Annotated in this window: 17 protein-coding genes and 1 tRNA gene; 7 read left to right on the top strand and 11 right to left on the bottom strand. The window is 72.4% G+C overall.

Annotation, left to right across the window (positions count from 1 at the left end):
• Window positions 1-60 precede the first annotated feature (60 nt).
• Window positions 61-1,122, top strand: coding sequence for an LLM class flavin-dependent oxidoreductase (locus ACIBG6_RS32855; RefSeq protein WP_399226381.1), 1,062 nt, complete (start codon window positions 61-63; stop codon window positions 1,120-1,122).
• A 141-nt stretch (window positions 1,123-1,263) separates the two neighbouring features.
• Window positions 1,264-2,331, top strand: a complete 1,068-nt coding sequence (locus ACIBG6_RS32850; RefSeq protein WP_399226380.1) for a PAC2 family protein — start codon at window positions 1,264-1,266, stop codon at window positions 2,329-2,331.
• A gap of 70 nt (window positions 2,332-2,401) precedes the next feature.
• On the opposite strand, the gene ACIBG6_RS32845 is transcribed toward ACIBG6_RS32850, so the two are convergent.
• The 5 genes from ACIBG6_RS32845 to ACIBG6_RS32825 form a co-directional block, all read right to left on the bottom strand.
• Entirely contained in the window at window positions 2,402-5,458 is a 3,057-nt protein-coding gene (locus tag ACIBG6_RS32845; protein WP_399226379.1) for an NPCBM/NEW2 domain-containing protein, read from the bottom strand.
• Between the two features lie 115 nt (window positions 5,459-5,573).
• Complete coding sequence (gene mshC, locus ACIBG6_RS32840) at window positions 5,574-6,803, bottom strand: cysteine--1-D-myo-inosityl 2-amino-2-deoxy-alpha-D-glucopyranoside ligase (protein ID WP_399226378.1); 1,230 nt, start codon at window positions 6,801-6,803, stop codon at window positions 5,574-5,576.
• 170 nt (window positions 6,804-6,973) lie between these two features.
• Window positions 6,974-7,780, bottom strand: coding sequence for an SCO1664 family protein (locus ACIBG6_RS32835; RefSeq protein ID WP_399226377.1), 807 nt, complete (start codon window positions 7,778-7,780; stop codon window positions 6,974-6,976).
• Complete coding sequence (locus ACIBG6_RS32830) at window positions 7,777-8,367, bottom strand: DUF3090 domain-containing protein (protein WP_329624383.1); 591 nt, start codon at window positions 8,365-8,367, stop codon at window positions 7,777-7,779. The genes ACIBG6_RS32835 and ACIBG6_RS32830 overlap by 4 nt, the downstream gene beginning before the upstream one ends.
• A gap of 67 nt (window positions 8,368-8,434) precedes the next feature.
• Window positions 8,435-9,124 (bottom strand): histidine phosphatase family protein, encoded by a 690-nt coding sequence (locus ACIBG6_RS32825; protein WP_399226376.1) that lies wholly within the window; start codon window positions 9,122-9,124, stop codon window positions 8,435-8,437.
• 132 nt (window positions 9,125-9,256) lie between these two features.
• Here ACIBG6_RS32825 and ACIBG6_RS32820 point away from each other — a divergent pair, with 132 nt between their 5' ends.
• The gene (locus ACIBG6_RS32820; RefSeq protein ID WP_399226604.1) at window positions 9,257-10,249 is read left to right on the top strand and encodes a magnesium and cobalt transport protein CorA; all 993 of its coding nucleotides are present in this window, start codon (window positions 9,257-9,259) and stop codon (window positions 10,247-10,249) included.
• A 21-nt stretch (window positions 10,250-10,270) separates the two neighbouring features.
• Here the strand turns inward: ACIBG6_RS32820 and ACIBG6_RS32815 are convergent, their stop codons facing one another.
• Together ACIBG6_RS32815 and ACIBG6_RS32810 are read right to left on the bottom strand one after the other, a co-directional pair.
• Complete coding sequence (locus ACIBG6_RS32815; protein ID WP_399226375.1) at window positions 10,271-11,056, bottom strand: ferritin-like domain-containing protein; 786 nt, start codon at window positions 11,054-11,056, stop codon at window positions 10,271-10,273.
• A gap of 299 nt (window positions 11,057-11,355) precedes the next feature.
• Window positions 11,356-12,405: an LLM class F420-dependent oxidoreductase gene (locus ACIBG6_RS32810; protein WP_399226374.1), complete on the bottom strand. Its 1,050-nt coding sequence runs from the start codon at window positions 12,403-12,405 to the stop codon at window positions 11,356-11,358.
• Window positions 12,406-12,534: 129 nt separating this feature from the next.
• Here ACIBG6_RS32810 and ACIBG6_RS32805 point away from each other — a divergent pair, with 129 nt between their 5' ends.
• Together ACIBG6_RS32805 and ACIBG6_RS32800 are read left to right on the top strand one after the other, a co-directional pair.
• Window positions 12,535-13,512 carry an aldo/keto reductase gene (locus ACIBG6_RS32805; RefSeq protein ID WP_329624379.1) on the top strand — a complete coding sequence of 326 codons (978 nt, stop codon included), beginning with the start codon at window positions 12,535-12,537 and terminating at the stop codon, window positions 13,510-13,512.
• A complete protein-coding gene (locus tag ACIBG6_RS32800) occupies window positions 13,509-15,719 on the top strand; it encodes a helix-hairpin-helix domain-containing protein (RefSeq protein WP_399226373.1) in 2,211 nt (736 codons plus the stop codon). The genes ACIBG6_RS32805 and ACIBG6_RS32800 overlap by 4 nt, the downstream gene beginning before the upstream one ends.
• Window positions 15,720-15,785: 66 nt before the next feature.
• Here ACIBG6_RS32800 and ACIBG6_RS32795 read toward each other — a convergent pair whose 3' ends face one another.
• Window positions 15,786-16,478: a hypothetical protein gene (locus ACIBG6_RS32795; RefSeq protein ID WP_399226372.1), complete on the bottom strand. Its 693-nt coding sequence runs from the start codon at window positions 16,476-16,478 to the stop codon at window positions 15,786-15,788.
• A 47-nt stretch (window positions 16,479-16,525) separates the two neighbouring features.
• Between ACIBG6_RS32795 and ACIBG6_RS32790 the strand changes: the two genes are divergently transcribed.
• Window positions 16,526-16,714, top strand: a complete 189-nt coding sequence (locus tag ACIBG6_RS32790) for a DUF5703 family protein (RefSeq protein ID WP_024761985.1) — start codon at window positions 16,526-16,528, stop codon at window positions 16,712-16,714.
• Between the two features lie 54 nt (window positions 16,715-16,768).
• Here ACIBG6_RS32790 and ACIBG6_RS32785 read toward each other — a convergent pair whose 3' ends face one another.
• The 3 genes from ACIBG6_RS32785 to ACIBG6_RS32775 all read right to left on the bottom strand — a co-directional run bounded on the left by ACIBG6_RS32785 (window position 16,769) and on the right by ACIBG6_RS32775 (window position 19,435).
• Window positions 16,769-17,593, bottom strand: coding sequence for a chaplin (locus ACIBG6_RS32785; protein ID WP_399226371.1), 825 nt, complete (start codon window positions 17,591-17,593; stop codon window positions 16,769-16,771).
• A 154-nt stretch (window positions 17,594-17,747) separates the two neighbouring features.
• Window positions 17,748-17,981 (bottom strand): chaplin ChpH, encoded by a 234-nt coding sequence (gene chpH / locus ACIBG6_RS32780; protein WP_015032475.1) that lies wholly within the window; start codon window positions 17,979-17,981, stop codon window positions 17,748-17,750.
• A gap of 128 nt (window positions 17,982-18,109) precedes the next feature.
• Window positions 18,110-19,435, bottom strand: a complete 1,326-nt coding sequence (locus ACIBG6_RS32775) for a M20/M25/M40 family metallo-hydrolase (RefSeq protein ID WP_399226370.1) — start codon at window positions 19,433-19,435, stop codon at window positions 18,110-18,112.
• Window positions 19,436-19,645: 210 nt separating this feature from the next.
• On the opposite strand from ACIBG6_RS32775, the gene ACIBG6_RS32770 reads away from it, so the two are divergent.
• Window positions 19,646-19,730, top strand: a tRNA-Leu gene (locus ACIBG6_RS32770).
• Window position 19,731 lies beyond the last annotated feature (1 nt).

The following is a 19,731-nucleotide window of genomic DNA, read 5'->3' as shown; positions in this document are numbered from 1 at the left end:
CCCTCACGCGTGCCACGCTCCGTCCACACCGCCGCAACACTCCGCGCGCAGAGTGGACGCATGAAATTCCAGGTCCTCTCGATCGTCCACCACACCCCGCACCCGCTCACCGGCGAACTGCTCTCCGCCGCCGACCGGTTGGAGCAGGTGGTCACGCTCGGCGAGACCGCCGAGCGCCTCGGCTTCGACGCGTACGCGGTAGGCGAGCGCCACGCGGGCCCGTTCCTCTCCTCGGCCCCGACCGTGCTGCTCGCCGCGCTGGCGGCCCGGACCACCCGGATCCGGCTGCTCACCGGAGTGACCGTCGTCGCGATCCTCGATCCCGTCCGCGTCGCCGAGGACTACGCCACCCTCGACCAGCTCTCCCGCGGCCGGCTCGAACTCGTCGTCGGCAAGGGCGCGGAGGCCGGCCACTTCGACCTCTTCGGGCTGGACGAGGAGCGGCAGTGGGACCTCCAGAAGGAGAAGTACGAGCTGCTGCGCCGCCTCTGGTCGGAGGAGGGCGTCGACTGGGAGGGCGAGTTCCGGCCGCCGCTGAAGAACGTCACCACGGTGCCGCGCCCGTACGCCGGTCCGCCGCGGATCTGGCACGGCTCGGCCACCAGTCTCAACTCCCCCGAGCTCGCGGCGCGGCACGGCGATCCGCTCTTCACCGCCAACGCGATCCAGCCGAGGGAGGCGTACGCGCGGCTCATCGCCCACTACCGCGAGAAGTTCGAGGAGTACGGGCACGACCCGGCCCACGCGCGCGTGGCGGCCGGTTCGGGCGGGCTGCTCATCGCCGACACCACCGAACAGGCGGTCACCCGCTACCGGGACCTGTACGAGGCGAAGGTGCGGCAGAGCTTCCGCCCGCACCTGGAGGGGAAGGCCGGCTACAACACCCCGTTCCGCACGATCGAGGACGCGATCGCGGCCGGGCCCCAGCTGATCGGTTCGCCTCAGCAGATCATCGACAAGATCCTCGGCTACCACGAGCACTACGGGCACGACCTCCAGTCGGTCACCGTCGACACCTTCGGGCAGTCCACGGCCGAGCAGACCGAGACGCTCCAGCGGTTCGCCGAGGAGATCGCGCCGGTGGTGCGGAGGGAGGCGCCGAGCACGCTCTGGGAGGAGTGAGACCGCCGTGTGCGGAGGCGAGTTCCTGGGTAGTCGATCAAGGCCGCACGGGTTTTCGGGGATGCCCGGGGGCTGCGGACGGACCGCCGGAAAGCCGTAAGGTTGGTCCGTACGACAGGAACTTCGAAAAGGAGGCGCTGGGTGATCGAGCTCGAGGGGGTACCCGAGCTGATCGACCCGGTCATGGTGGCCGCGTTCGAGGGCTGGAACGACGCCGGCGACGCCGCCTCCACCGCGGTCGCCCATCTGGACCGGGAATGGAAGGGCGAGGTGTTCGCGGCCCTCGACGCCGAGGACTACTACGACTTCCAGGTCAACCGTCCCACGGTCTTCCTGGACAACGGTGTCCGGAAGATCACCTGGCCGACGACCCGGCTCTCCGTGGTCCGGATCGGCGGCGACAAGCCGCGTGACCTGGTGCTCGTGCGCGGGATCGAGCCCTCGATGCGCTGGCGCTCCTTCTGCAACGAGCTGCTCGCCTTCGCCCACGAGCTGGGGGTGGAGATGGTCGTGATCCTGGGCGCGCTGCTCGGGGACACGCCGCACACCCGACCGGTCCCCGTCAGCGGGGTGACGTCCGATCCGGACCTGGCGCGGACGATGGACCTGGAGGAGACCCGGTACGAGGGTCCGACGGGCATCGTCGGCATCCTCCAGGAGGCGTGCACGCACGCGGGCGTGCCCGCGGTGAGCCTCTGGGCGGCGGTGCCGCACTACGTGTCGCAGCCGCCGAACCCGAAGGCGACCCTCGCGCTCCTCAACCGTCTGGAGGACCTGATCGGTCTGCGCATCCCGCTGGGCGACCTGCCCGAGGACGCGCGGGCGTGGCAGCTGGGCGTGGACCAGCTGGCCGCCGAGGACAGCGAGGTCGCCGAGTACGTACAGACGCTGGAAGAGGCGCGGGACACGGCGGAGCTGCCGGAGGCCTCGGGCGAGGCGATCGCCCGCGAGTTCGAGCGGTATCTGCGGCGGCGCGAACCGGGCACCGGGCCCGGGGGCCCCGGGGTGGCGACGGAGGGCGGCGACTCGCCGTTCCTGCGGGACCCCGGGAGCGGCAGGACGAGGCCGCCGAAGCCGGAGCGGCCGGGGCCGGAGTCGGTACCGGGGCCGGTACCGGAGCCCGGCGCGGATCCGAGTCCCGAGGGGACGACCGAAGGATCCGCCGAGGACTCGTCCGACGAGGGCGGGAACGGCGACTCCGAGTCGTAGACATCGGTACGGGAGGGGTGCCCGAGGGCGCCCCTCCCGTACGCGTATCAGGCCGTCACGCGGTGAGCGGTCATGCGCAGGTGAACCGGGCCGCCGCCCAGTCCCCGTGGTCGCCGCTCTTCGATCCGTTGGTGTCCGTGATCCGCAGCCGGACGTGCCGGGCCCCGGTCACGTCGACGTCCACCGGCAGGGTCGCGGAGGCGCCCGTCAGCCGCGGTGAGGTCCACAGGACCCGGCCGTCCGCCTCGACGGAGAAGGCCACGTCCCCGTAGCCGTTGATCTCGTCGTCGATGCCGACGTCGGCGGTGAAGGCGGTGCAGCGTCCGCCGAGGTAGACCTCGATGTCGGAGTCGGCGTGGCCACCGATCCCCTTCTCGTAGGTCGTCCCGGCCAGGGTGAGCGGCCGGCCGTCGGCGGCGCCGGACTCGCCGTTGGAGCGGTCGCGTTCGGGCGGTCCCCAGCCGTTCGTGGAGCGCAGCCAGACCAGGTCGCTCGCCCAGGCGTCGCCCGTCGGCGGCGGAGGCATCACGCCGACCGCGAACCGCTGGGTGGCGGTGCGGTCGGTACCGGCCACGCGGTGGCGGGCGGTCGCGGTGAGGGCGGCCTCGCCGGGCTTCGCGTCCGCCGCCGGGGTGACGGTGACCTCGACGCGCCGGGTGGTGCCGGCCGGGATCCGGCCGATCGGTGCGGCCGGGGTGACCTGCCAGCCGGCCGGTGCGTCGAGCGTGACGCGTACGTCGCCGGCATCGCGGTTGCCCGCGGTGACGTCCACGGCGACCGTGCCCGGGGTGCCCGCGCCGAGCTCCTGCCCGGTGGGGGCGGCGAGGACGGCGGACGCGCCCGGTACGGCGCCGCCGACCGCGCTGGTGTCGGTCAGCCGCAGCTCGAAGCCGCGGTCGGTGGGCAGGGCCGCGGTCTTGACGCGGACCACTCCCCCGCGCTCGTCGCGGTCGTACCACCAGCCCTGGGCGGCGGCGTCGAAGGCGGCGCGCGAGGTGAGGGCGGGCAGCTTGCGCCCGTCGAGCCGGACGGCGCCGGGGGCGTCGCCGGTGTGGACCGTGAAGGCGTACGGCCGGGCGGCGGGCTTTCCGGTGTAGGTGCCGTTGCTCGCGCCGATGCGGACGGAGACGTCGCCGGGGCCGCCGTTCGGGGCGCGGACCTCGGCGCGCTGGGTGGCGTACCGGCCGCCGCGGTGTTCGCGGGTGACGCCGTCGTCCTCGTACAGCTCGAAGGAGGAACTGCCCTTCGGGTAGACGTCCCAGGCGATCGGGTCGCCGGGGGCGCGGTCGGTGTACGAGCGGATGTCACCGGGCCACATGGGGACGGTGGCGCCGGCCCGGACGAAGAGGGGCAGGGTGTCGAGCGGGGCGCTGTAGTCGTCGACGGTGACGGGGCCTTCGTAGGTGCGCCCGCTCCAGTAGTCGATCCAGGTGCCCTTGGGGAGATGGATACCGTCGCGCTCCACGGCGTCCTGGTAGACGGGGGCGACGAGGAAGTCCTCACCGCTGAGGAACTCGTACTTGGCGGCGTCGCTCGCGGCCTTCGGGTCGTCCGGGTACTCCAGGGCGAGCGGCCGGGCGAGGCCGACGCCGGTCTTCGTGGCCTGGTGGGCGTGGCTGTAGATGTACGGGAGCAGGGCCTCGTGGAGCTTGAGGGAGGCGCGGTTGATCGAGGTGTACGGCTCGCCGTACCGGAAGGGCTGCTTGTCGTTGGCGGCCCAGCCGTCCATGGTCATCGTGACGGGCAGGAAGGTCTTCCACTGGAGGTCGCGGGTGTACGTCTTGGCGCTGCCGCCGAAGATCCCGTCGACGTCGCCGGTGGTGTAGGCGAGGCCGGACATGGAGGCGCCGGCGTAGGTGGGGATCTGCCAGCGGATGTACTCCCAGGTGCCCGACTGGTCGCCGGACCACTGGACGCCGCAGCGCTGGGCGCCGGACCAGCTCTCGGGGGCCCAGGTGAAGCCGCGGGCGTCGCTGTGGGCCTCGATGCCGGCGTGGGCGTCCTTGCAGCCGTCGAGGGCGAACTTGTAGCCCGCGCCGACCCAGGCGACGTCGAGCTTGGCGACCCGCTGGCCGGCCTTGACCTGTTCTTCGAGCCGGTCGATGCCGTCCTCGGTCCACAGGCCGAGCTTCATGCCCCGCTCCCCCAGGCCGGCGGAGGCCTCGGGGAGGTTCTCGTAGCCGCAGCCGTAGCCGTCGTTGACGAGCATCCAGCCGTTGGGCATGTCGTTCTCGACGTAGCCGTCGGCGACCTTCAGGGCGTCGAGGGTGTGGCGTTCGCCGCGGTTGGCGTTGTGGAGGTAGCAGTCGGCGTCGCCGATCTCCAGGCCGTACACGGGCGGCAGGAAGGGCTTGCCGGTGAGGCGGGTGTACTGGCCGATGACGTCCTTGAGGGCGTCGCGGCCGGTGCCCGCGAAGTAGTAGGCGTCGAAGCGCTGTTCCTTCGCGGTGGTGGTGACGGGCTCGGTGAAGGCGTAGGTGTTGGGCGCGTAGGTGTTGCGGTAGACGCCGTAGCCGGCCGAGGAGAGGTAGAAGGGGACGGAGTTGGGGTGGCCGCCGTCGTTCCAGTTGTAGTCGACGCCGACCTCGACCGTCTTGTCGCGGTGGGTGGTGTTGCCGCGGCCGTTCTGCATGCCGGCGCCGTAGAACTGCTCGTCGGCGCCCCGGGCGAGGGTCTGGGTGGTGCGGTCCTGGTTCCAGGTGAGGCCCTGGGATTCGGACCAGAGCGGGGTGCCGTCGGCGCGTACGGCCGAGAAGCGCAGCGGGGACTTGGTGACGCGCAGGGTGACCGCGGCGGTGCCGAGCTCGTAGCGGTCGCCGAGGTCGCGCCAGTGGGTGACCGGGGGCGGGCCCTGGGGCAGGACGATGTCGGTGCCGGTGGGGTCGGTGAACCTGCCGTCGGGGGCGAGTTCGATGCGGAAGGTGTCGGCGGTGACGAAGGAGACGCGGGCCTCCGCCTGGCCCGCGGTCAGCCGGTAGACGGATCCGTCGGCGGCGAATCCGGTGACGTCGCCGACGGTGGTGTCGGACGGTTCGGCCGAGGCGCTGCCACCGGGTCCCGCGAAGGCGGTGAGCAACCCGAGCAGTGCACCGACGACTGCAGCTCTCATGCGCATTGATGATTGCATGAGGCCTATTTAGCGCAGATTCGAGCATCGCGACAGGACAAAAGGGAACCGCCCTCGGACTTCGTCGAGAAGTCCAAGGGCGGTTGCACTCACGGGAGTTGCTCCGCGGCGCTCGCTACAGGGCGACACCCAGGAGCGCGTCGACGGCGCGGGAGACGAGACCGGGAGCGGACTCGTCGGTGCCCCCCTCGGCGATCTGGAGCGCGGCCCAGCGGTCGACCGCGGCCAGGGCGGCCGGGGCGTCGAGGTCGTCGGAGAGGGCCTCGCGGATCTCCTCGACGAGCGCGTCGGCGGACGTGCCGTCGGGGCGGGAGACCGCGGCGCGCCAGCGGTCGAGCCGTTCCACGGCGTCCTGGAGGACCTGGTCGGTCCACTCCCAGTCGGCGCGGTAGTGGTGGGAGAGGAGCGCGAGCCGGATGGCGGCCGGGTCGACGCCGTCGCGGCGCAGCCGCGAGACGAAGACGAGGTTGCCCCGGGACTTGGACATCTTCTCGCCGTCCAGGCCGACCATGCCGGCGTGGACGTACGCCTTGGCCATCGGGAACTCGCCGGTGAGGGCCTGGGCGTGGGAGGCGCCCATCTCGTGGTGCGGGAAGATCAGGTCGGATCCGCCGCCCTGCACGTCGAAGCTCATGCCGAGGTGGTCCAGGGCGATGGCGACGCACTCGATGTGCCAGCCGGGACGCCCGGCGCCGAGGCTGGCGCCGTCCCAGCTCGGCTCGCCCTCGCGGGCGGCCATCCAGAGCATCGGGTCGAGCGGGTTCTTCTTGCCGGGGCGCTCCGGGTCTCCGCCGCGCTCGGCGGAGAGGTGGCGCATCAGCTCGGTGGAGTAGTTCGAGACCTCACCGAAGTGCGGGTCGGCGTCGACGGAGAAGTAGACGTCGCCTTCGAGCTCGTACGCGGCGCCGGAGTCCCGGAGCCGCTCGACGAGCGGGACGATGCCCGGTATGGCCTCGACAGCACCGATGTAGTGCTGCGGGGGCAGCATCCGCAGGGCGGTCATGTCCTCGCGGAAGAGGGCGGTCTCCCGCTCGGCCAGGCCGACCCAGTCGATGCCGTCACGGATGGCTCGTTCCAGCAGCGGGTCGTCCACGTCCGTCACGTTCTGGACGTACAGCACCTGCCGCTTGGTGTCGAGCCACACGCGCTGAACGAGGTCGAACGCGTTGTAGGTCGCCGCGTGACCCATGTGGGTCGCGTCGTACGGCGTGATGCCGCAGACGTAGATACGGGCGACGGGGCCGGGGGCGAGGGTGACTCGTCCGCCGGTCGCGGTGTCGTGGATCCGGAGGTCGCGGCCCTTGCCGGGAAGGGCGGGGACCTCAGAAGCGGGCCAGGCATGCATGACCCGAGCGTAACCGGACAGGTGTTCCGGATACGAACCGGATCCGGGATCTTGACCGATTAGGCGCTCTTGCGGGTCGGAGGCGTGCGTGCATACCCCCCAGGGGTCCAGACCCTCCCGGCCCGTGATGGCCGAAACTTTTCGGTCCGGCCCCCGCCTTGGACCCGATCTCAGACCGGCGGCCAGGGGATCGCCGGCCACAGCCCCGAGGGCTCCGGGTGCCGCCCGCTCGCCCGCAGCGCGGCCACACGGGCGCGTACCGCCGCCACCTCGGCCCCGGTGAGCAACTCCGCCAGACGGGTCGCGAGCGGCTCTCCGGGCGCCAGGGAGCGGTCCAGGGCGTCGAGGACCGCGGCCGCCTCGGCGGGCAGCTCCTCGCCCGCCCAGCCCCAGAGGAGCGTGCGCAGCTTGTCGTCGACGTGGAAGGAGACGCCGTGGTCGATGCCGTACAGGCGTCCGTCGGGGGCCGGCAGCAGGTGTCCGCCCTTGCGGTCACCGTTGTTGATGACGGCGTCCAGGACGGCGAGACGCCGCAGCTCGGGGGTGTCGGCGTGGACGAGGAGCGCGGTGCGGTCCTCGGCGATCTGGGCGGGCCCCACGGCCTTCCAGCCGTCGCCCGCCTCCTCGTCCTCGGTGAGGGCGAGGAGCCGCGCCTCCGGATCGGCCTCGATCCACAGCTGGACCATGCCATCGCCGTACGGGCCCTCGCGGAGCACCGTCGGCGGGATCAGGCCCCAGCCGGTGGCCTCGGAGATCTCGTACGCGGCGACCTCGCGCTGCGCGAGGGTGCCGTCCGGGAAGTCCCACAGGGGCTGCTCCCCCGCGACCGGCTTGTACACACAGGCCGCCTCACGGCCCTCGTACGCGACGGAGCAGTAGAGCACGGCGTTGGACGCCTCGCCGACCCGGCCGCGCACGGTCAGCTCACCGTGGGCGAGCAGCTCCGCGGCCGGCAGGGTCTCGGGGCTGCTGCTCATGCTCCGCGGCGGTATCCGTTCTGGCGCGGGCAGACGTGCCCCTCGGGGTCGAGCGGCAGGCTGCACAGCGGGCACGGCGGCCGGCCGGCGTTGACGACGTCCAGGGCCCGCTTGGCGAAGGACCGGGCCTGGGCGCCGCTGAGCCGGACGCGGAGCATCGGCGGGCCGTTCTCCTCGTCCTGGAGCATCCGCTCCTCGGCCTCGGCGAGGTCCTCCTCGGAGTCCACGTCGAGCTCGACGAGCGCCTGCGCCTCGACGATCAGCCGCTGCTCCTCGCCGTCCCACGCGAGCGCCATGGTGCCGACCCGGAACTCCTCCTCGACGGGGGCGTCGAGCGGGGCGGTGTCCGCGCTGTCGGCGGGGGCGATCGAGGGGACGGGGGCATTGCCGCCGGTGCGGCGCACGACCTCGTCCAGAAGCTCGTCGATGCGCTCGGCCAGTGCGGCGACCTGCGCCTTCTCCAGCGCGACGCTCGTCACCCGACCGCTCGCCGACGCCTGGAGGAAGAACGTACGGCGGCCAGGCAGCCCGACCGTACCGGCCACGAAACGCTCCGGTGGGTCGTAGAGGAACACCTGACGGGACACGTTCCCGGCTCCCTAAAGTCTCGACAGTCGTACGACAACGGCGCGTCCACCCTACTGCGCGAAGGGATCACGGTGCGCCCGCACCACCCCCGACCTCCGCCGCACCGCTGCTGTCGGGGGTCTCCCGGGGGACGAGTCCGGCGAAGTCGCCGGTGTCGCCGAGGCGGAGGAGGAAGGGGCGCAGCCGCGTGTAGCGGATGACGGTGACCGAGCACGGGTCGACGTGGATGCGCTGGAAGAGGTCGAGGTGGAGGCCGAGCGCGTCGGCCACGATCGACTTGACGATGTCCCCGTGGGAGCACATGACGTACGTGGCGTCCTCGCCGTGCTCGGCCTCGATCCGGGCGTTCCAGTCCCGTACGGCCTCGACGGCGCGGGCCTGCATGCCGCGCATGGACTCGCCGCCGGGGAACGCGGCGGCGGAGGCGTGGGCCTGGACGATCTCCATGAGGGGGTCGTCGCTCAGCTCGGCCAGTTTGCGGCCGGACCAGTCGCCGTAGTCGCACTCGCTGATCCGCTCCTCGACGTGCAGCGGGAGGCCCGGACGGGCGTCGAGGAGCGGCCGCAGGGTCTCCCGGCAGCGCTGGAGGGGGCTGGAGACCGCGGCGGCGAGCGGGATGCCCGCGAGGCGCCCGGGGAGCGCGGCGGCCTGCGCCGCGCCGCGCTCGTCGAGCGCGACCCCGGGCATGCGCCCGGCGAGGACTCCGGAGGTGTTGGCGGTGGAGCGTCCGTGCCGGACGAGGATCAACGTGGCCATGGCGGCCAGCCTAGGTCCACGCGGCGCGTGGATGGCGGGGATCGGCCGTTGTGCGCCACGCGCGCGCGTGGATGGCGCGGATCGGCCGGTGTGCGCCACGCGCGCGTGCGTGCTGGAGGACGGCGGGGGAGAATACGGCGCGTGATCGTGGACTCAGCCATCTACCGGGACGGGCGCCGGACTCCCGGGCCCGCCGACCTGTCCGACGCGCTGGACGAGGCGCGCCGGACGGGGGACGCCTTCCTCTGGGTGGGGTTGCACGAGCCGTCGGAGGCGGAGTTCGCCCACGTCGCCTCGGAATTCGCGCTGCACCCGCTGGCCGTCGAGGACGCCTTGAAGGCCCATCAGCGGCCCAAACTGGAGGTCTACGACGACTCGCTGTTCGTAGTGCTCAAGCCGATCGTCTACGAACCGGAGAGCGACCGGGTCTCCTCCGGCGAGCTGATGTTGTTCGTCGGCGACTCCTTCGTGGTGACCGTCCGGCACGGCGAGGGCGCGGCGCTGGCGGCGGTGCGCAGGCGGCTGGAGGCGGAGCCGGCGGTGCTGAGGCACGGGCCGACGGCCGTGCTGTACGCGGTGAGCGACGCGGTCGTGGACCACTACCTCGATGTGGCGGGTGAGCTCCAGGTGGACCTGGAGGAGCTGGAGGCGGACGTGTTCGCGCCGACCGGCGGCAATCCGTCGAACACCGCGGAGCGGATCTACACGGCGAAGAGGCAGGTCCTGGAGTTCCGCCGGGCGAGCGGCCCGCTGGCCGGGCCGCTCGCCCGGCTGACGGCCGGCTCGGTGCCCTTCGTGAACGCGCACGCCCAGCCCTTCTTCCGCGACGTCAACGACCATCTGCTGCGCTCGAACGAGCAGGTGGAGGGACTCGACCGGCTGTTGTCCGACGTGCTCTCGGCCCATCTCGCGCAGATGGGCGTGCGGCAGAACGACGACATGCGGAAGATCTCGGCGTGGGCGGCCATGGCCGCGGTCCCCACGATGATCGCGGGGATCTACGGCATGAACTTCGACCACATGCCCGAGCTGGGCTGGACCTGGTCCTACCCGGCGCTGATCGTCCTGATGGCGGGGATCGTCACCGGTCTCCACCGGCTGTTCAAGCGGCGCGGCTGGCTCTGAGGCCGGCGTGGGACCGCGCCCTCAGAAGGCGGGGGCGGGGGTCGCGGGCCCTCCGAGGGCGTCGCGCCGCTCGGGCATCCTCAGGTCGACCATCCTGTGCCAGCCGGCGACCCGCTCGTACGCGTACATGCCGCGGATCCCGGCGGCGAGGGTGGCCGCCTTGGGCTTGGGCCAGCGCAGGATGCGGCCCATGTGGCTCATCACGGCGAGGCTGACGTCGCGGTAGACCTTGATCTCGGTGAGCGCGGAGTCGCGCAGGGTGCGCTGGATGAGCCGGCCGTGGCCCTCACGGGCCAGCCGGAGCAGCTCCTCGTGGCAGTACGCGAGGTGGTTCGCCTCGTCGTTGTCGATCATGTGGATGGCCCTGCCCAGTTCGGGATGGTCCCCGAAGTACGTGACGAGCATGTCCATCTGGTCGGCGGCCCGCTGCTCGGTGACCCGACTGTGGGCGAGGTAGACGACGATGTCCGACTCGGCCAGCGGCTCGTCGCGGCGGAGCTTGTCGTGGGCGAGACCGATCCCGCGCTGTTCGAGCAGCATGGTGTAGTCGGTCTCGGGCGGTACGGGGACGGGTTCGAGGCCGCGCTTCTTCAGCAGGGCGTTGAAGATCCGGCCGTGCTTGTCCTCGTCGGCGCCGTGCCGGGTGATCTTGGGCGCGAGCTCGCGCATGCCGGGGGCGACGAGGGCCGCGATCCGCGCGTTCTCCCAGCCCCCTTGGGTTTCGCCGCTGGCGGCGATGGAGCAGAAGAGCCGGAACGACTCGTCGTCGTCGATGATTTCCTGGAACAGGCTCCTGGCCGTGAGCATCGCCGCCACCTCCGTGCGCAACCGCACTTCGTCGCCCCCGGACCACCGAGTCAAATGCGGTCCGGGGCGAGGGGCAACAGGAGGGCCTGACTACTCGGCCGAAAGAGTGAGGCCCGGGGGCGTAACCGGTGGCCCTGCGGAGCCGTTGTGCTGCGTGACGGCCGTGGCGGGGAAGACCCCCGAGCCCCCACCACGGCCGCAGGCCAAGGCCCGCGGGATCACCCCCCGCGGGCCTTCATTTCGCCCTCGCCGCCCTCGTCGTTCTCGTCCTTCTCGTCCTTACGGAGCCCGGCGGCGTCCTACGACAGGCCCGCGCGCTCCATCGCCTCGACGCCCGCCCGCAGGGCCGCCAGCCGCTCGTCGAGCGTGAAGCCGGCCGGGGCGAGGGTCAGGGTGGTGACCCCGGCCTCCGCGTAGGCGGTCATCCGCTCGGCGATCCGCTCGACGGAACCGAGCAGGGTCGTCTGGTCGATCAGGCTGTGGGGCACGGCGGCCGCGGCCCCCGCCTTGTCGCCGGCCAGGTACTTGTCCTGGATCTCGGCGGCTTCCTTCTCGTAGCCCATGCGCTGCGCGAGCTGGTTGTAGAAGTTCTGCTTGCGGCTGCCCATCCCGCCGACGTACAGCGCCGTGTACGGCCGGAAGACGTCGGCGAGGGCGGTCACGTCGTCGCCGAGGGCGAGCGGCAGCGTCGGGCAGACGTCGAAGCCGTCCATGGTCAGCCCGGCCTTCTCGCGGCCCGCGCGCAGGTGGCGGAGCGCGGTCTCCTCCAGGTGCTCGGCGGAGGGGAAGATCAGCAGGGCGCCGTCGGCGATCTCGCCGGTCTGCTCCAGGTTCTTGGGGCCGATGGCGGCGATGTAGAGCGGGATGTGCTCACGCTGCGGGTGGACGGTGAGCTTGATGGGCTTGCCGGGGCCGTCGGGCAGCGGCAGGGTCCAGTGCTCGCCCTCGTAGCTGAGGCGCTCGCGGGTCATGGCCTTGCGGACGATCTCGACGTACTCGCGGGTCCTGGCGAGCGGCTTGTCGAACTTCACGCCGTACCAGCCCTCGGAGACCTGGGGGCCGGAGACGCCGAGGCCGAGGCGGAACCGGCCGCCGGTGAGCGAGTCGAGCGTGGCGGCGGTCATCGCCGTCATGGCGGGCTGGCGCGCCGGGATCTGCATGATCGCGGAGCCGACGTCGATCCGCTCCGTCTTCGCCGCGACCCAGGCGAGGACCGTGGGGGCGTCCGAGCCGTAGGCCTCGGCGGCCCAGCACACGTCGTAGCCGAGGCGGTCCGCCTCCTGGGCGACGGCGAGATTGTCGCCGTCCATTCCGGCGCCCCAGTAGCCGAGGTTGATGCCGAGCCGCATTCCACACACCCCTTACCCATCGGTAACGTCCCTGTGGGCCGGACTCTAGCGCGCTGCTCCGGCATCCGTCAGGGTCCGGTTGTCCACAGGCTCTCTCCGCGTGGTGCCCTGGCCAGTAATCTCGCGCCCATGGAGCAGAGGCATCTCGGACGTACCGGCCTGCGCGTGTCGCGCATCGGACTCGGCACGCTCACCTGGGGGCGGGACACCGACGAGCACGACGCCGCCGAGCAGTTGAAGGCGTTCTGGGACGCGGGCGGCACGCTCGTGGACACCGCCGACGTGTACGGCGGGGGCGAGGCGGAGTATCTGCTCGGGCGCCTGATGGAGCGTCTGGTGCCCCGGCAGGACCTCGTCCTGTCGACCAAGGCGGGCAGCGTCGCGGACCCCGACCGGCGCACCGACGGCTCGCGCGGGCATCTGCTCGCCGCGCTCGACGCCTCCCTCACCCGGCTCGGCACCGACCATGTGGACCTGTGGCAGTTGCACGCCTACGACCCGTGCACGCCCCTCGACGAGTCCCTCCAAGCGCTCGACATCGCCGTACGGAGCGGGCGGGCGCGGTACGCGGGCGTGGCGAACTTCTGCGGCTGGCAGCTGGCCAAGGCGGGCACCTGGCAGCTCGGCGGGGACCGGACCCGGCTCGCGGGCGCTCAGCTGGAGTACTCGCTGCTCCAGCGGGGCGTGGAGCGCGAGGTGCTGCCGGCCGCCCTGGACCTCGGCATAGGCCTGCTGCCCTCCTCGCCCCTGGGCCGCGGGGTCCTGACGGGCAAGTACCGCAGCGGGACGCCGACGGACTCGCGGGGCGCGTCGGAGACCATGGCGCCCTTCGTGGAGCCGTACCTGGACGAGGCGGCGAGCCGGATCGTGGACGCGGTCGCGACCGCCGCCGACGGACTCGCCACGACCCCGCTGGAGGTGGCACTCGCCTGGGTCCGCGACCGGCCGGGAGTGACCGCGCCGATCGTCGGCGCGCGCACGGCGCGGCAGCTCACGGCCGCGTTGTCGGTGGAGAGCCTTAGTCTTCCTGACGAGATCTGCCGGGCGCTGGACGATGTGTCGGCGCCCGTGCACCGCTATCCGGATCACGACTGGAGCACCCTGTGACCGAGCCTGCCGGGGAGACCGCGCCCGAGGCACCCGAGGCCGTGGACCCCATCGAGGAGCCCGTCGTGGAGCCTGTCGAGGAGCCCGCCGAGGACGTACGAGAGGGCGCCGAGGCCACCGGAGCCGCCGACACGACCGGAACCGCCGACGCGGAGACGCCCGAGGGCGAGGCGCCCGAGGCCGAGGCCGGGACGGACGACGCCGAGGCCGCCCAGGTTTCCGACACGCCCGAGCTGAGCGACGCGCAGGCCGAGCTCGCCGCGCAGCGCGAGCTGCGGGCCCGGATCGAGGCGCGGAAGGCCGAGAAGGAGGGCACCGTGGCGAGCGGCGCCAAGCTGAGCGGCACGGCGGCCGACCTCCTCGCGGCGGTCCGGGCCGTGGAGGGCGGCGCGGCCGCGGGCAGCGCGTTCTACGAGGCTCCGGCGCCCGCGCCCCGGCGCCCCGCCCCTGAGGCCGCCCCCGCCGTGACCGTGCGGGCTCCCGCCCAGGACACCGCGCCGGTTCCGGCGCCGGGCACCACTTCGGCCGTGCGCGAGGTACTGGCCCAGGGCGGCGCGCCCGAGACGCTGGCCGGACAGGTCGCCGCCGCGCTCGGCGAGGGCGCCGCCGGTGCGCTGCGCGAGGACCCCTGGCAGCTCCTCGCCGTGCCCGGGGTGCGACCGGAGCAGGCCGACGGTTTCGCGCGGGCGCTGCTCGGCGCCGCGTGCGGACCCGACGACCCGCGCCGGACCGTCGCCCTGACGGTCTGGCTCCTTGAACAGGCCGCGCTCCAGGGCCACACCGCCCTTGAGCTCCAGACCGTGCGTGCCGGACTCGCCCGGCACTCGGTGCCCGATCCGGACAAGGCCGTCGAGGTGGCCGTCTCCGCAGGGGCCGTCCTCGTCTTCCAGGAGGAGACGGCGGAGGAGCACGGCACCGACGAGGACGAAGCCGACGAGGCGGCGGAGGCGGAGGAGGTCGCCGAGGAGCCGGCCACGCCCGTGCTGCTCGGGCTCGACCGGTACGCGCTGGCGGAGGAGAGCCTCGCGGACGGTCTGTCCCGGCTCGTCAGAACGGCCACCGCCGACACCTGGCAGGGTCCCGAGCTCGACCGCGCCGCCGGGGCGCACGGACTCGTCCTGCACACGGGGGGCGAGGCGGCCCGCGCCGAACCCGTCGCGCTCGTCGCGGCGGCCCGCGAGCGGGGTCTGCGCGCGCTGCTCGCGGTCCACTCGGAGGGCGGGCGGCAGGCGCTCGGCGCCGCCGGGGCGGACGCGGTGACGGTCGCCGCGCTGCTCTCCGGGGACGCCGGTCCCGGTCGCGACGAGGAGGGCGCCCTCGCCCTGGACGTGCTGGCCGTCCTCGACGCGCCGCAGCTCGACGTGGAGACGGCCGCGATGCTCGTCGAATCCCTCCCGGACGGCTGCCGGCTGGTACTGAGCGGCGACCCCGAGGTCCTGGGGGCGCCGGGCGCGGGCCGGGTCTTCACCGACGTGCTCGCCGCCCGGGTGTGCCCGCGGATCGCCTCGCGCGTGCCCGATCCGGGGCCGCTCGGCGAGCTCGTGTCGGGCATCGGCGTCGGCGAACTGAACCAGGTCGAGGCGCCCGGCAAGGAGGTCGTGATCGTCCCCGTACGGGACGCCGGCGAGGCCGTGCACCGTACGGTCCAGCTCGTGGCCGACTCGGTGCCCCGGGCGATCGGCGTACCGCCCGAGCAGACCCAGGTGGTCACGGTCGGGCACGGCGGCTCGGCGGGCACGCGCGCGCTGAACGCCGCGCTCAAGCAGCGGCTCAACCCGGGCCCCGGCCGCTTCGGCGGCTACGACCCCGGGGACCGGGTGGCGTACGCGCCGGTGCCGGGCCGGACGGTGACGGGGACCGTGGTGGGAGCCGACGCCGAGGGCCTGCGCCTGCGGAGCGGCGACGACGAGCTCCTCGTACCGAAGGAGCGGGTGGAGTCGGCGCTGCGGCACGGCTGGGCGCTGACCGCGCACCAGGCGGCCGGGACGCGCTGGCCCGCGGTGGTCGTGGTGCTGCCCGGGGACGCCGCGGCGGGCCTGAGCCGCGCCTGGGTGTACACGGCCTTCGGCCGCGCGGAGCGCCATCTGTCGGTCGTCCACGGCGTGGACCAGGCGCTGCCCCGCGCGGTGGCCGAGGGGGTCGCGCCGGAGCGTACGACACGGCTGCGGCCGCTCCTGGAGGGTCTCCTCGCGACGCCCGAGGACTAGGAACGAACGGGAGAAGCGGCGGAGGGCCGGACCACCCTTGCGGTGTTCCGGCCCTCCGCCGTCTCCTCAGGAGCCGTCGCCCACGGTCACGGGCCTGTCCCCCACGGCCCCGGCCCCGTCGTCGTCCTCGTCGCCTTCGTCCTCGTTCTCGTCGAAGACGGAGCTGACGTCGAAGCGACAGACGATCCGCTCCGGATCGGCGTGCTCGAAGGGGGCGTTGAGCCACTCCCCCGGCTCCGGGAGCTCCTCGGCCGCGGTGACCCAGAGCGTGGAGTCGCCCTCCTCCAGGCCGAACTCCTTGTGCCGGGAGGCGATCTCGTCGGGTTCGTACTCGCCGAAGAGGACCCCGAGCGCGGCGAGGGGGGAGGCGTCCGCCTTGGCCGCCGCGCCGGTCGTGTCCTCCGCGCCGTCGAGTTCGGCGACGCGCCGTGCCTGGGCGAACAGTCGCTGCGGTTCCACCACGGCGTAGTCGCGGCGGATCAGGAGGCTGAGGGCATGAGGTTCGTCAGGTCCGGCGTAGGGCGGCAGGGCTCCGTCCGCGCCGGGGATCTCGAAGGGGGTGACCTCGTCGTAGCGGTCGTAGAGGAGTTCGTCGTACTCCTCGGCTGCCGCCGCGAGGGCGTTGAAGGCTTCGTAGACGGCCGTGTCGTCGTCCCCCGTACGGCGTTCGACCGCCGCGAGGTGACGGTCCAGTGCGGCTTTCACCGCCTCGGCGGCGGCGCGTACCTCGGCAGCGGTGGGCTGCGCAGCATCAGACATGGGACGCACGCTATCCGTAGCGGGCCCGTGCCCGCACAATAGATGCGATGCCGGAATACGAATTTGTCGACGTGTACGTGCCGCGCGGTGTCTCCCGCAGGGAGGCGACGCGGCTGCTGACCGACCATGCCGAGTACGGACACTGGGAGTTGGACCGTCTGAGCCTGCACCGGGACGGGAGCCGCAGGGTGCGGCTGAAGCGGCGGATCATCCGCCAGATCCGGGCGACCTGGTAGGTAGCGAGAAGGGGCCCCGCCGTGTGCGGGGCCCCCGTGCGTGGTGCGGTGCGATCAGGCCGCGCTGCGGGCGCGACGGTAGATCAGCGAACCGGCGAGCAGCAGACCGGCGCCCGCGGGAACGATCACACCGAGCGGGCCGGAACCGGTCTCGGCGAGCTCCTCGACGGCACGCGGCTGCGTGAGGCCGTGCGTATCGGGCGTGTTCGGGCCGGGGGTGTGCAAGCCACCCTCACTTCCCGGAGTACCGGGGTTACCGGGCGTGCCCGGGGCGCCCGGAGTCCCAGGGTTACCCGGGGTGCCGGGGTTACCGGGGGTCCCGGGGTTGCCAGGAGTGCCGGGGTTACCGGGGTTACCCGGATTCCCGGGATTACCAGGATTGCCGGGGTTCCCCGGATTCCCGGGGTTGCCCGGATTCCCAGGGTTCCCGGGGTTGCCCGGGTGCGTCGGCTCGATGCCGTTGCCGCAGCCGTTGCCCGCCGCGGCGTTGCCCAGGCCGATGCCCGTGACGCTGTTGCCGCACACGTTCACCGGGACGTCGACCGGCACCTGCACGGTGTTGCCGGAGCCCACACCGGGAGAGTCGCTCGTGTGCCCGCCGGCGGACGAGCCGCCGCCCGGCTTGCCGGGCTTGGAGGTGTTGGCGCACTTGTTGCCCATCGCCGGGTTCAGCAGTCCGACGACGTTGACGGTGTTGCCGCAGGCGTTCACCGGTACGTGGACCGGGACCTGGACGGAGTTTCCGGACGCGACGCCCGGGGAATTCTTGGCCGTACCGCTCGCGCCGGAATCGGCGTGTGCGTAACCGCCACCGACGGCGGCGAAAACGCCTCCCGCGGCGGCGACGGTGATGAGACCTTTGCGCGTGACCTGTCGCATAGCTTGTTCCCTGCCTTTTCGGCTCTCGCCTTCTCGGCTTCGCAAAAGCGCCACCGGGTGGAGCACCCGGGGCGGAAATGGCCACCGGCCCCGGAGTGCATGGCACGCACTCCGGGGCCGGACCGGCTCACACCCTTACGGGCGAGGCACAACGTCAGGCGTTGACGCAGGTGTTGCCGAAGGCGGGGTTCAGCAGACCGATCACGGAGACCGTGTTGCCGCACACGTTCACCGGGACGTGAACGGGAACCTGGACGACGTTGCCCGAGAGCACGCCGGGGGAACCGATGGCGGCACCCTGAGCGCCCGCGTCGGCAACGGCCATGCCCGCACCCGCGAGAACGAGACCGCCAGTGGCAGCCGCAGCAGCGACGACCTTCTTGATCATTATTCCTCCTAGTTGCCAATGCGATCCCAGCCGCGGACCGCACCACCTGTAACGAGGGGGAATGGAGGGGGCTACGAGCCCCCGAGCGCATTCACTCTTTCCGGGCACGCACGAACGGGCGGCCGAATTCAGCTGGCGTCGATGAAACGGTCCAGGACGCGGACGCCGAACTTCAGGCCGTCGACCGGCACGCGCTCGTCGACGCCGTGGAACATCCCGGCGAAGTCGAGCTCCGGCGGCAGCTGGAGCGGCGCGAAGCCGAAGCAGCGGATGCCGAGGTCGTCGAATGACTTCGCGTCGGTACCGCCGGACAGCATGTACGGCACGGCACGGGCGATCGGGTCCTCGGCGCTCAGCGCCAGCTGCATGGCGTCGACCAGGGCCCCGTCGAAGCTGGTCTCCAGGGCCTTGTCGCCGTGCACGTCCTCGCGCTTCACCCGGGGTCCGAGGATCCGGTCGAGATCGGCCAGGAACTCCTGCTCGTATCCGGGCAGGAAGCGGCCGTCGACGTGCGCCGTGGCCTGGCCGGGGATGACGTTCACCTTGTACCCGGCGCCGAGCATGGTCGGGGCGGCCGAGTTGCGCAGGGTGGCGCCGACCATCTTGGCGATGCCGCCGAGCTTGGCGAGGGTGCCGTCCATGTCCTCGGGGTCGAGCGGGGTGCCGAGCGCGTCGGAGAGCTCGTCCAGGAAGGAACGGACGGTCTTGGTGACCCGTACCGGCCACTGGTGGCGGCCGAGACGGCCGACGGCCTCGCAGAGCTCCGTGATCGCGTTGTCGTCGTTGGTCATCGAGCCGTGGCCGGCCGTGCCCTCGACGGTCAGCCGCATCCAGTGCATGCCCTTCTGGGCCGTCTCCACGAGGTAGAGGCGCAGGTTCTCGTTGACGGTGAAGGAGAAGCCGCCGACCTCGCCGATCGCCTCCGTGACCCCGTCGAAGAGGCCCCGGTGCTTGTCGACCAGGTGCCGGGCGCCGTACGTGCCGCCGGCCTCCTCGTCGGCGAGGAACGCGAGGACGATGTCGCGCGGGGGCTTGCGGCCGCTGCGCATCCGGTCGCGGACGACCGCGAGGGTCATCGCGTCCATGTCCTTCATGTCGACGGCGCCGCGGCCCCAGACGCAGCCGTCGGCGATCTCGCCCGAGAAGGGGTGGTGGGTCCAGTCCTCGGCGTTGGCCGGGACGACGTCGGTGTGGCCGTGGATGAGCAGGGCCGGGCGGGACGGGTCCTCGCCCTCGATCCGGGCGACGGTGGACGCCCGCCCCTTGTGCGACTCGATGATCTTCGGTTCGAGTCCGACCTCCGCGAGCTTCTCCGCGATGTACTCGGCCGCCGCCCGCTCGCCCGGGCCGGAGTGGTCGCCGTAGTTGCTGGTGTCGATGCGGATGAGGTCGCGACAGAGATCGACGACCTCGTTCTCACCGGTGATGCCCCGCGCCGTGTTCGACTCGCTCACTCTGCTTCCTCCCACTACGTGCCCCACGTGGTTCCTTGTGATCGGTCCCATCCTCCCGCGTGGCCCCCTCGCCGCCCAAGGGCGACGGTCGGCCGACATGCCGCCTTCACACGACGGAGGCCGGAAAGGGGGTGGTGATCGACCCCCTCGAATGTTTGCTATTGTTTTCCTCGTCGGAAGGGCCGAGCGGCCCGGAAGACAAGACACCTTGTCCGGGTGGCGGAATGGCAGACGCGCTAGCTTGAGGTGCTAGTGCCCTTTATCGGGCGTGGGGGTTCAAGTCCCCCCTCGGACAC

Origin of the sequence: Streptomyces sp. NPDC050842 (genome assembly GCF_044456565.1) — a bacterium.
Taxonomy (GTDB): Bacteria; Actinomycetota; Actinomycetes; order Streptomycetales; family Streptomycetaceae; genus Streptomyces.
The sequence above is the reverse complement of the archived record's forward strand: the minus strand, read 5'-3'. Positions and strand labels throughout refer to the sequence as shown.

What these genes read in the sequence shown, in the direction of transcription:
- ACIBG6_RS32855 (WP_399226381.1), top strand. Translation starts at nt 61, where the DNA reads ATGAAATTCCAGGTCCTCTCGATCGTCCACCACACCCCGCACCCGCTC.
- ACIBG6_RS32845 (WP_399226379.1), bottom strand. Translation starts at nt 5,458, where the DNA reads ATGCAATCATCAATGCGCATGAGAGCTGCAGTCGTCGGTGCACTGCTC.
- mshC (WP_399226378.1), bottom strand. Translation starts at nt 6,803, where the DNA reads ATGCATGCCTGGCCCGCTTCTGAGGTCCCCGCCCTTCCCGGCAAGGGC.
- ACIBG6_RS32835 (WP_399226377.1), bottom strand. Translation starts at nt 7,780, where the DNA reads ATGAGCAGCAGCCCCGAGACCCTGCCGGCCGCGGAGCTGCTCGCCCAC.
- ACIBG6_RS32825 (WP_399226376.1), bottom strand. Translation starts at nt 9,124, where the DNA reads ATGGCCACGTTGATCCTCGTCCGGCACGGACGCTCCACCGCCAACACC.
- ACIBG6_RS32815 (WP_399226375.1), bottom strand. Translation starts at nt 11,056, where the DNA reads ATGCTCACGGCCAGGAGCCTGTTCCAGGAAATCATCGACGACGACGAG.
- ACIBG6_RS32810 (WP_399226374.1), bottom strand. Translation starts at nt 12,405, where the DNA reads ATGCGGCTCGGCATCAACCTCGGCTACTGGGGCGCCGGAATGGACGGC.
- ACIBG6_RS32805 (WP_329624379.1), top strand. Translation starts at nt 12,535, where the DNA reads ATGGAGCAGAGGCATCTCGGACGTACCGGCCTGCGCGTGTCGCGCATC.
- ACIBG6_RS32795 (WP_399226372.1), bottom strand. Translation starts at nt 16,478, where the DNA reads ATGTCTGATGCTGCGCAGCCCACCGCTGCCGAGGTACGCGCCGCCGCC.
- ACIBG6_RS32790 (WP_024761985.1), top strand. Translation starts at nt 16,526, where the DNA reads ATGCCGGAATACGAATTTGTCGACGTGTACGTGCCGCGCGGTGTCTCC.
- ACIBG6_RS32785 (WP_399226371.1), bottom strand. Translation starts at nt 17,593, where the DNA reads ATGCGACAGGTCACGCGCAAAGGTCTCATCACCGTCGCCGCCGCGGGA.
- chpH (WP_015032475.1), bottom strand. Translation starts at nt 17,981, where the DNA reads ATGATCAAGAAGGTCGTCGCTGCTGCGGCTGCCACTGGCGGTCTCGTT.